This window comes from Streptomyces sp. NPDC029014, assembly GCF_055564695.1.
Genome location: NZ_JBVHVT010000103.1, coordinates 17,463 through 27,571 on the forward strand (window position 1 = coordinate 17,463; position 10,109 = coordinate 27,571).

General features: G+C 75.5%; 9 protein-coding genes. 7 read left to right on the forward strand and 2 right to left on the reverse strand.

Annotation, left to right across the window (positions count from 1 at the left end; all coding sequences use genetic code 11):
• The first annotated feature begins 55 nt into the window (after positions 1–55).
• The 4 genes from ACZ4VL_RS35740 (at position 56) to ACZ4VL_RS35755 (ending at position 5,165) form a co-directional block, all read left to right on the forward strand.
• Complete coding sequence (locus tag ACZ4VL_RS35740) at positions 56–1,429, forward strand: glutamine synthetase family protein (protein ID WP_468208675.1); 1,374 nt, start codon at positions 56–58, stop codon at positions 1,427–1,429.
• A gap of 53 nt (positions 1,430–1,482) precedes the next feature.
• Positions 1,483–2,862 (forward strand): aldehyde dehydrogenase family protein, encoded by a 1,380-nt coding sequence (locus tag ACZ4VL_RS35745; RefSeq protein WP_468208677.1) that lies wholly within the window; start codon positions 1,483–1,485, stop codon positions 2,860–2,862.
• 3 nt (positions 2,863–2,865) lie between these two features.
• A complete protein-coding gene (locus ACZ4VL_RS35750) occupies positions 2,866–3,660 on the forward strand; it encodes a 3-oxoacyl-ACP reductase (RefSeq protein WP_361096100.1) in 795 nt (264 codons plus the stop codon).
• A gap of 140 nt (positions 3,661–3,800) precedes the next feature.
• Positions 3,801–5,165 carry a haloacid dehalogenase-like hydrolase gene (locus tag ACZ4VL_RS35755; protein ID WP_468208681.1) on the forward strand — a complete coding sequence of 455 codons (1,365 nt, stop codon included), beginning with the start codon at positions 3,801–3,803 and terminating at the stop codon, positions 5,163–5,165.
• Here the strand turns inward: ACZ4VL_RS35755 and ACZ4VL_RS35760 are convergent.
• The gene (locus tag ACZ4VL_RS35760; RefSeq protein ID WP_468208683.1) at positions 5,162–5,614 is read right to left on the reverse strand and encodes a hypothetical protein; all 453 of its coding nucleotides are present in this window, start codon (positions 5,612–5,614) and stop codon (positions 5,162–5,164) included. The genes ACZ4VL_RS35755 and ACZ4VL_RS35760 overlap by 4 nt on opposite strands.
• Positions 5,615–5,616: 2 nt before the next feature.
• The gene (locus ACZ4VL_RS35765) at positions 5,617–6,822 is read right to left on the reverse strand and encodes an amino acid deaminase/aldolase (RefSeq protein WP_468208686.1); all 1,206 of its coding nucleotides are present in this window, start codon (positions 6,820–6,822) and stop codon (positions 5,617–5,619) included.
• A gap of 167 nt (positions 6,823–6,989) precedes the next feature.
• On the opposite strand from ACZ4VL_RS35765, the gene ACZ4VL_RS35770 reads away from it, so the two are divergent.
• The 3 genes from ACZ4VL_RS35770 to ACZ4VL_RS35780 all read left to right on the forward strand — a co-directional run bounded on the left by ACZ4VL_RS35770 (position 6,990) and on the right by ACZ4VL_RS35780 (position 9,921).
• Positions 6,990–7,889: a hypothetical protein gene (locus ACZ4VL_RS35770; protein ID WP_468208689.1), complete on the forward strand. Its 900-nt coding sequence runs from the start codon at positions 6,990–6,992 to the stop codon at positions 7,887–7,889.
• Positions 7,886–9,064: a type VII secretion-associated serine protease mycosin gene (mycP, locus tag ACZ4VL_RS35775; RefSeq protein ID WP_468208691.1), complete on the forward strand. Its 1,179-nt coding sequence runs from the start codon at positions 7,886–7,888 to the stop codon at positions 9,062–9,064. The genes ACZ4VL_RS35770 and mycP overlap by 4 nt, the downstream gene beginning before the upstream one ends.
• A 116-nt stretch (positions 9,065–9,180) precedes the next feature.
• Positions 9,181–9,921, forward strand: a complete 741-nt coding sequence (locus tag ACZ4VL_RS35780; protein WP_468208693.1) for an SseB family protein — start codon at positions 9,181–9,183, stop codon at positions 9,919–9,921.
• The last annotated feature ends 188 nt before the right edge of the window (positions 9,922–10,109 follow it).

Here is a 10,109-nt window from a genome sequence, read left to right on the forward strand (position 1 = left end):
CAATGGTTCTGTTCAATACCTTAGGCCCCCTCGGCTCACCGAAGGAGAGATCCCCGTGGTAGACCGCATGCCGCCGCTCGCACCCGAGGAGCTCCGCGCCCTCGTAGCCGCCGGCGAGATCGACACAGTCGTCCTGGCCTTCCCCGACATGCAGGGGCGGCTCCAGGGCAAGCGGTTCGCCGCACAGTTCTTCCTCGACGAGGTCATGGAGCACGGCACGGAGGGCTGCAACTACCTCCTCGCCGTCGACACCGACATGAACACCGTCGACGGCTACGAGATGTCCTCCTGGGAGCGGGGCTACGGCGACTTCGCCATGCACCCCGACCTCGCCACCCTGCGCAGGATCCCCTGGCACCCCGGCAGCGCCCTGCTCCTCGCGGACCTCGCCTGGAACGACGGCGCGCCCGTCACCGCCGCCCCCCGGCAGATCCTGCGCCGCCAGCTGGAGCGCCTCGCCGAGCACGGCTACACGGCCATGGTCGGCACCGAGCTGGAGTTCATGGTCTTCAAGGACAGCTACGAGCACGCCTGGGACTCCGGCTACCGCGGGCTGACCCCCGCCAACCAGTACAACATCGACTACTCCGTCCTCGGCACCGGCCGCATCGAGCCCCTGCTGCGCCGGATCCGCAACGAGATGCAGGGCGCCGGCCTGGTCGTGGAGTCCGCGAAAGGGGAGTGCAACCTCGGCCAGCACGAGATCGCCTTCCGCTACGACGAGGCCCTGACCACCTGCGACCAGCACTCCGTCTACAAGACCGGGGCCAAGGAGATCGCCGCCCAGGAGGGCGTCTCGCTCACCTTCATGGCCAAGTTCGACGAGCGCGAGGGCAACTCCTGTCACATCCACCTCTCGCTCACCGACGCCGACGGACGCAACGCGATGGCCGGCGACGGGGACGGCCCGCACCACGGCATGTCCCCCGTCATGCGGCACTTCCTGGCCGGCCAGCTCGCCGCGCTGCGCGACTTCTCCCTTCTCTACGCCCCGAACATCAACTCGTACAAGCGTTTCCGGCCGGGATCCTTCGCCCCGACCGCCGTCGCCTGGGGCATGGACAACCGGACCTGCGCCCTCCGGGTGGTCGGCCACGGGCGCTCCATGCGCTTCGAGAACCGCCTCCCCGGGGGCGACGTCAACCCCTACCTGGCCGTCGCCGGCCTGGTCGCGGCCGGCCTGTACGGCATCGAGAACGGCCTCGAACTGCCCGAGGCCTGCCCCGGCAACGCCTACACCGGCGACTACGCCCACGTCCCCGCCACCCTGCGCGAGGCCGCGGAGCTCTGGGAGAACAGCGAGATCGCCAAGGCCGCCTTCGGCCCCGAGGTCGTCGCCCACTACCTCAACATGGCCCGCGTCGAACTGGACGCCTACGACTCCGCCGTCACCGACTGGGAGCGGCGCCGCTCCTTCGAACGCCTGTAGCCCGGCCCGTGCACGGCACCGCACCCCTGACCCGAACGTCTGAGAGGCACCACGTGTCCGACGCGCTGGCCCCCGACCATCTGAGGGTTCTGAATCCGGCCACCGAGGAAACCGTCGCCATCGTCCCGGCCGCCACACGGGACGATGTGGACGCCGCCGTCGCCCGTGCCGCCGCGGCCCAGCGCGCCTGGGCGGCCGCCGCCCCCGCCGACCGGGCCCGACTGCTGCGCCGCTTCGCCGCGGTCGTCGACGGGCACGTCGAGGAACTGGCCCGCCTGGAGGTCCAGGAAGCCGGCCACACCATCGGCAACGCCCGCTGGGAGGCGGGCAACGTACGCGACCTGCTCGACTTCGCCGCCGGCGGGGTCGAGCGGCTCTCCGGCCGACAGATCCCCGTCCCCGGCGGCATCGACGTCACCTTCCTCGAACCCCTCGGCGTGATCGGCGTCATCGCCCCCTGGAACTTCCCCATGCCGATCGCCGCCTGGGGCCTGGCCCCGGCGCTCGCCGCGGGCAACGCCGTCATCCTCAAGCCCGCCGAGACCACCCCCCTCACCGCGCTGCGCCTCGCCGAACTCGCCCTCGACGCCGGGATCCCCGAGCACCTCTTCCAGGTGCTCCCCGGCCGCGGGGACACCGCCGGCGACGCCCTCGTCGAACACCCCGGGGTCGCGAAGATCGTCTTCACCGGCTCCACCCGCGTCGGCAAGCAGATCATGGCCAAGTGCGCCGACCGGGTGAAGCGCGTGACCCTCGAACTCGGCGGCAAGAGCCCCAACATCGTCTTCGCCGACGCGGACCTGGAGGCGGCCGCCGCCTCCGCCCCCATGTCCTTCCTCGACAACACCGGCCAGGACTGCTGCGCCCGGACCCGCATCCTCGTCCAGCGGACCGTGTACGACCGCTTCCTGGACCTGGTCGCACCCGGCATCGAGGGGGTCGTCGTCGGCGACCCGGGCGACGAGAAGACCCAGATGGGCCCGCTGATCTCGCGCGCCCAGCTGGACCGCGTCCGCTCCTACGTCACCGACGACCTCACCGCCGTCCGCGGCACCGCCCCCGAGGGCCCCGGCTTCTGGTACCCCCCGACCCTCGTCACGGACGTCGCCCCCACCGCGCCCGTGGCCGCCGAGGAGGTCTTCGGACCCGTCGCCGTCGTCCTGCCCTTCGAGGACGAGGAGGACGCCGTACGCCTGGCCAACGCGACCGAGTACGGCCTCTCCGGCTCCCTCTGGACCCGCGACGTCGGCCGCGCACTGCGCGTCTCCCGCGCCGTCGCCGCCGGCAACCTGTCCGTCAACTCCCACAGCAGCGTCCGCTACTGGACGCCCTTCGGCGGCTACAAGCAGTCCGGACTCGGCCGCGAGCTCGGACCCGACGCCCTCACCGCATTCACCGAGACCAAGAACGTCTTCATCAGCACGGAGGCCTGAACCATGACCGCCCAGCCCACCGAAGAGATCGTCTGCCGCCGCCTGGTCGGCCGCACCGCCGTCATCACCGGGGCCGGCAGCGGCATCGGCCTCGCCACCGCCCGCCGCCTGGCTTCCGAGGGCGCCAACGTCGTCTGCGCCGACATCGACGAGACCGCCGGCAAGGCCGCCGCCGAGGAGGTCGGCGGCACCTTCGTCAAGGTCGACGTCACCAGCCCGGAGGACGTCGAGGCCCTCTTCAAGACCGCCTTCGACACCTACGGCTCCGTCGACATCGCCTTCAACAACGCCGGCATCTCGCCCCCCGACGACGACTCCATCCTCACCACCGGCCTGGAGGCCTGGAAGCGCGTCCAGGACGTCAACCTCACCTCCGTCTACCTGTGCTGCAAGGCCGCCCTGCCCTACATGCAGCGCCAGGGCCGCGGCTCCATCATCAACACCGCCTCCTTCGTGGCGATCATGGGCGCAGCCACCTCCCAGATCTCCTACACCGCCTCCAAGGGCGGCGTGCTCGCCATGTCCCGCGAACTCGGCGTCCAGTTCGCCCGCGAGGGCATCCGCGTCAACGCCCTGTGCCCGGGGCCGGTGAACACCCCGCTGCTCCAGGAGCTGTTCGCCAAGGACCCCGAGCGGGCCGCCCGCCGCCTCGTGCACATCCCCGTCGGCCGGTTCGCCGAGGCCACCGAGATCGCCGCCGCCGTGGCCTTCCTCGCCAGCGACGACTCCTCCTTCATCAACGCCACCGACTTCCTCGTCGACGGCGGCATCTCCGGCGCGTACGTCACCCCCCTGTAGCCGCACCGGACCGCCGCGGTCCGCACCGGACCACCGCGGTCCGCACCGGACCACCCACCCGACAGCCGGGCGTCGTACGACGCCCGGCTGTCCCGTGCACCCGGCCCCGACGACCTCCGCCCGGAGAGGAGCACCCGCCCGTGCCCCGAACCACCGCCCCGCGCCCCGCCCTCCGTACCGCTCCCCGCCCCGCCCGGCGCCCCGCCGCCCGGAGCCGCCTCCTCGCCGCGGGCACCGCCGCCGTGATCGCCGCCGGCGCCCTCACCGCCGCCGGGCCGGCCGCCCACGCCGCAGGCCGGGCACCCGGCCACTGCACCACCCCGCGCCTGACCGCCGCCTGGTACGGCGACAACCGGGCCCGCCTCCAGGAACTCCTCGACCGCTACGGCCGCTGCGACCCGTACCGGCCGAGCCGCGCCAAGCCCGTCGCCGTCTTCGACTGGGACAACACCGTCGTCAAGAACGACGTCGGCGACGCCACCCTGTTCTGGCTGCTGCGCAACGGCAGGATCCGCCGCCCCGCCGACGGCGACTGGCACACCACCAGCCGGTTCCTCACCGACCCGGCCGCCACCGCCCTCGCCGCCGCCTGCGACGGCCTCGCCGACCCCGGCGCGCCCCTGCCCACCGGCACCCCGGCCGGCACCGCCTGCGCCGACGAGGTCAACGCCGTCTACGGCACCGGCGCCACCCGGGCCGGAGCCCCCGCCTTCGCCGGCTGGGACCGCCGGACCACCGAGCCCTCGTACGCCTGGCTCGCCCAGCTCCAGCAGGGCTGGACCGCCCGCGAGATCCGCTCCTTCGCCGCCGCGGCCCGCACCGAGAACCTGGCCGCGCCCGTCGGCGCGAAGCAGCGGGTCGGCAGCGGCACCGCCACCGCCTGGGTCCGCTACTACGACCAGCAGACGGAGCTCATCGGCGCCCTGCGCACGGCCGGCTTCGACGTCTGGATCAGCTCCGCCTCCCCGCAGCCCGTGGTCGAGGCGTGGGCCGAGGGCGCGGGCATCGCCGCCGACCACGTCATCGGCATCCGCAACACCACCGGCCGAGGCGGGCGGTTGACCCCCCGCCTCCAGGGCTGCGGCTCGGTCCCCGACGGGGCCGACAGCATGATCACGTACATCGACGGCAAGCGCTGCTGGATCAACCAGGAGGTCTTCGGCGTGCGCGGCGCCGCCGCGCAGAAGGTCCAGCCGGCGGCCCGCCGCCAGGTCTTCGCCGCCGGCGACTCCGACACCGACGTCTCGTTCCTGCGCGACGCCACCGCCCTGCGGCTGGTGGTCAACCGAAACAAGAACGAGCTGATGTGCCGGGCCTACGACAACGGCGACGGCCGCTGGATCGTCAACCCCATGTTCATCGAGCCGAAGCCGCAGCGGACCACCCCCTACCCGTGCTCCACGAGCGGCTACACCGAACGCGACGGCACCCCCGCCCCGGTCCGCCGCCCCGACGGCACCGTCATCCCGGACCGGACCGACACGGTGTACCAGCCGCCGTCCTAGAGGGCGAGGCTGACGACCCAGTGGTCGTACTCCTCCGCGGTGATCCCGCAGATGTGGTCGCCGGACGCGGAGCGGGCGACGAACTCGATCCGTCCCTGGTCGTCGACGAGCCGGGAGACGTCGGCGGCCCCGGTGAGTCGCACCCGGGCCCAGCCGACCTCCCAGCTACCGGTCACCACCGCCGTGAGGAGGAACGTCCCGTCGTCACCCACGATCCCGGCCCGGCGGGCGTGGTCGAGCCACACCCCGTGGACCCCCGCCCGGTCCGCGTCCAGGGGGAACGAGGCGCACGGCTCCACCCCGAACCCGGCCACGGCACGCCAGGCGTCCGCCACCGAGGGACCGGGCCCGTTGCCCGGGACCGCGACCACGTCGAGCCCGCTGTCCCGGACGTGCTCGACGAGCCGTCCGCGCCCGTGCGCATGTCGGGGAGCGCTCGTCCGGCTCACCACTACAGGAAGGTGCGGCCCTCGCCGCGGTAGGTGGGGGCGACCGCCGTCACGCGGTCGCCCTCGACGAGGTGCAGGACGTCGAAGCGCTCGCACATCTCGCCCGCCTTCGCGTGGCGGAACCACACCCGGTCGCCGATCAGCAGGTCGTCGGCCGCGGCCCCGAGCAGCGGGGTCTGCACCTCTCCGGCGCCCTCCTGCGGGTCGTAGCGCAGCCCCGGCGGGAGGTACGGCTCGGGCAGCCGGTCGGCGCCGGCCGCGCCCGAGGCCGGGTAGCCGCCGCCGAGCACCGTCACCACGCCCACGCCCGGCCGCCGGACCACCGGCTGGGCGAACAGCGCCGCCGGACGGCCGCGGAAGGAGGTGTAGTTGTCGAACAGCCGCGGCACGTAGAGCCCGGACCCGGCCGCGACCTCCGTGACCGCGTCCTCGGCGGCCGTCTGCTGCACGCTGCCCGTGCCGCCGCCGTTGACGAACTCCAGGTCCGGGACCACCGCCCGCACCGCCCGCACCGCCTCCGCGCGGCGGGCGGCCAGCTCCCGGCGGGCCGCCGCCTGCATCAGCCGGATCGCCCGGGACCTCAGCGGACGCCCGGCCAGCGCGTCGCCGACCCCGGCGACATGGCCCTCGTACCCCATCAGCCCGACCACCCGGAAGCCCGGCCGGGCCGCGACCGTACGGGCGAGCGCCGCCAGTTGCGCGGGCTCGCGCAGCGGCGAGCGCCGGGCGCCGATCCGGACCCGGCCGCCGAGCAACTGCAGCGCGGTGTCCAGCTCCAGGCAGACCCGGACCTCCTCGGTGCCCCCGCCCCGGGAGCGGTCGATCAGCTCCAGCTGCGCCGGGTCGTCGACCATGACGGTGACGGCCCCGGCCAGCTTCGGATCGCCGGCGAGCTCGGCGAAGCCGGCGCGGTCGGCGGACGGGTAGGCCAGCAGCACGTCCTCGAACCCCGAGCGGGCCAGCCAGAGCGACTCCGCGAGGGTGTACGACATGATCCCGGCGAACCCCGGCCGGGCCAGGACCCGTTCGAGCAACGCCCGGCAACGGACCGACTTGCTCGCGACCCGGACCGGCTTCCCGCCGGCCCGGCGCACCAGGTCGCCGGCATTGGCGTCGAACGCGTCGAGGTCCACGACCGCCAACGGCGCGTCGAGATGCGCGGTGGCCCGGTCGTACCGGGCCCGGTCCCCACCGGCGGCAGCAGTCATGGCCGCAGCTTGCCACGCCGCCGTACCCTCGGGTAACCCCCGCGTCACACCCGCCCCGGCGGCCGTGCCCCCTGCCGTCGTCACGCGGCCGCAGGGCCGGGGCGTGCGGAGCAGCCGCGTAAAGTACCCCGGAGGCAGCCGTACGAAACGGGGGGCGGAGCCGCCGGATGAGCACGTCGACACCGCACACCGCGGCCCTGGCCGACCCCGATCCCGAGCCCGGTCCCGGGCACGATCCCGACGCGCGCCCCTCCCGCGGCGCGGCCCGTACCGCGGCCGCCGCCCTCTGCGCCGTCCTCGGCTCCGGCCTGCTGGCCGGCGCCGCCCTCACCGGCTGGGCCGAACGGCACGCCGCCGGCCGCCCGCCCACCCCCGAGGCCGCCTACCGCACCGCCGCCTCCCTCTGGCGTGCGGCGCCCGCGGACACCCTCTTCCCGCCCGTCCTGACCGGCCCCGACTCGGGCCCCGGCGGCGCCGACCGCACCTGGACGCGGGTCGCGCTCGCCCCCGACTCCGACTGCGGGCCCGCCCTCACCCCCGACTGGCAGGCCGCCCTCGCCCCCACCGGCTGCACCCGCGTCCTGCGCGCCACCTACGCCGACGCCACCCACAGCTCCCTGATCGCCGTCGGCATGGTGTTCACCCCCGCCGACGCCACTGCGATGGACCGCCTGCGGGGCCGGCTCACCGCCCCGCCGGCGTACGGCTTCGCGGACGCCCGCCGCGCCGCCTGGACGGCGTCCGTGCTGCCCGACGCCCCGGTCGTCGTCTACGCCGTCTCCGCGTTCGCCGACGGCCGCACCCTGGAGGCGCCCGTCCCCGCCGAGGACGCGATGCGGAAGAACGCCACCGGCGCCGTCGCCCAGGCCGGCCTCGGCCACGAGGCCAAGGCCGTCGCGGACGGGATGGAGGGCACCGTCCGCTCCCTCGCCTCCCCGAAGGCCGCCAAGGCGTCGAAGAGCTCGACGGCCGCGGCCACCGCGACACCAGCGACCACCGCGACACCGGCGACCGCCGCGACCGCCGCGCCCCCCGCGGCTCCCGGTTCCGCGGGGGCCGCCCGATGAGCCGACCCCGCTCCGCCGCGGCCCTCGCCCTCGGCGCCGTCCTCGTCGTCGCCACCGCGCCCCCGGCCGCCGCCGACGCCGTACGCGACCGGCAGTGGGCCCTGACCGCCCTGCGCGCCGAGGAGGCCTGGGGCATCACCCAGGGCGACGGCGTCACCGTCGCCGTCCTCGACACCGGCGTCGACTCCACCCACCCCGACCTCGCCGGACAGGTCCTCGACGGCGCCGACCTCGTCGGCACGGGCGCCGCCCCCGGCGACCGCCCCTGGGCCCGCCACGGCACGGCGATGGCCGGGATCATCGCCGGGCACGGCCACGGCCGCAACCGCCGCCAGGGCGTCCTCGGCATCGCCCCGCAGGCGAAGGTCCTGCCGGTCCGGGTGATCCTGGAGGAGGGCGACCCGGACCGGGCCAAGGCCCGCCAGAACAAGGGCGGCGCCCTCGCCGAGGGCATCCGCTGGGCCGCCGACCACGGCGCGGACGTCATCAACCTCTCGCTCGGCGACGACAGCGACTCCGCCCACCACGAGGCCGCCGAGGACGAGGCCGTCCAGTACGCCCTCGCCAAGGGCGTCGTCGTGGTCGCCTCCGCCGGCAACGGCGGCCGCGAGGGCGACCACGCCTCCTACCCGGCGGCCTACCCCGGGGTCATCGCCGTCACCGCCGTGGACCGCAGCGGCCGCAAGGCCGCCTTCTCCACCCGCAACTGGTACGCCAGCCTCAGCGCCCCCGGCGTCGACGTCGTCATCGCCGACCCCGACCGCGCCTACTACGAGGGCTGGGGGACGAGCGCGGCCGCCGCGTTCGTCTCCGGCACCGTCGCCCTCCTCAAGGCCGTCCACCCGGACCTGTCCCCGGCCCAGATCAAGAAGCTGCTCCAGGACACCGCCGCCGACGCCCCGGCCGGCGGCCGCGACGACTCCCGCGGCCACGGCCTCGTGGACCCCGTCGCAGCCCTCCAGGCCGCGGAGGCCCTGCGCCCCGAGCCCGCGCTCCCCGCGCCCGTCGCGGCCGGACAGCGGTACTTCGGCCCGGGCCCCGAGCCGGGCCGCCCCGCCGGCCTGGCGGAACGCCTCCGCGTGCCCGCGGCCGCGGGCACCGGGCTCGCGCTGCTCGCCCTGGCCGCCGTACTCGCCCGACGGCCCAGAGCCGCGCGGCACGCCTCCGACGACTGACCGCGCGCCGGGGCCCGACCGGCTTCCGGGCCCGACCCGCCCCGCCGCCCCGCCGCCGCCCCGGCCGCCCACCGCGCGTCGGGTCCGGCCCGGGGGCGGGATAGGGTCGGGGAACTGTGGCGAACAAAACCATCCCCAATCCCGGTTTTTCCGACGACGACGGTTCCGCCGACCCCCGGCTGAGCGCGGCCCTGGCCGCCTGGTCCGAGGACCGGGCGAAGGAGCCGGAGCTGCTGGCCGCGCTCCGGGAAGCCCGGCTGCTGGTCCCGGTCGTCGCCGTCCTCGGCGACGTCGAGACCGACCCGGAGACGGGCCTGAAGCGCGAGAAGAACAGCGACATGGCCGTCCCCACCCTGCAGGCGGGCAACCGGCGCGCGCTGCCCGCGTTCACCTCGACCGCCTCGCTCGCGCTGTGGGACCCGGGCGCCCGGCCCGTGGCCGTACCGCTGCGCCAGGCGCTGGCCGCCGTCGCGCACGAGAAGGCCGACACCCTGCTCCTGGACATGGCCGGCCCCGTGACCTACCAGCTCACCGGCTCCGCGCTGCTCGCACTGGCCGAGGGCCGCACCGACGCCGATCCGCTGGCCGACCCGGCGGTGCGGGACGCCGTACGGGCCGCCGTGGCGGCGGAGCCCGCCGTGCTCCGCGCCCACCTGGTCCCGGCCGGTGCGGACGCCGACGGGATCCTCGCGGTCGTCCTGGCCGCCGGCCCCGAGGCCGGGCCCGCGGCCCGCCGGATCGCCGAGGCGCTCGCCGCCGACGAGACCCTGCGGGCCCGCCTGGTGCACGGGCTGGACCTGGCGCTGCTCCCCGAGACGGCCCCGGCCCCGCCGGGGGAGGCGCTCTTCACCCGCTGACCGGCCTGCCGCCCGCCGCCGGCCGCTGCGGCGGGGCCGGCGGAGTGAGAAGAAGCACGAAATCGGGAAGGGGGGGGGGGGGGGGGCCCCCCCCCCCCCCCCGCCCCCCCCCCCCCCCCCCCCCTTCCCTTTGGGTCCTCTTCCGGTCCTGCGGGAGGTTTTGTCTTTTTTTGGCGTTTACCCTCTCG

What these genes read in the sequence shown, in the direction of transcription:
- ACZ4VL_RS35750 (WP_361096100.1), top strand. Translation starts at nt 2,866, where the DNA reads ATGACCGCCCAGCCCACCGAAGAGATCGTCTGCCGCCGCCTGGTCGGC.
- ACZ4VL_RS35765 (WP_468208686.1), bottom strand. Translation starts at nt 6,822, where the DNA reads ATGACTGCTGCCGCCGGTGGGGACCGGGCCCGGTACGACCGGGCCACC.
- ACZ4VL_RS35770 (WP_468208689.1), top strand. Translation starts at nt 6,990, where the DNA reads ATGAGCACGTCGACACCGCACACCGCGGCCCTGGCCGACCCCGATCCC.
- mycP (WP_468208691.1), top strand. Translation starts at nt 7,886, where the DNA reads ATGAGCCGACCCCGCTCCGCCGCGGCCCTCGCCCTCGGCGCCGTCCTC.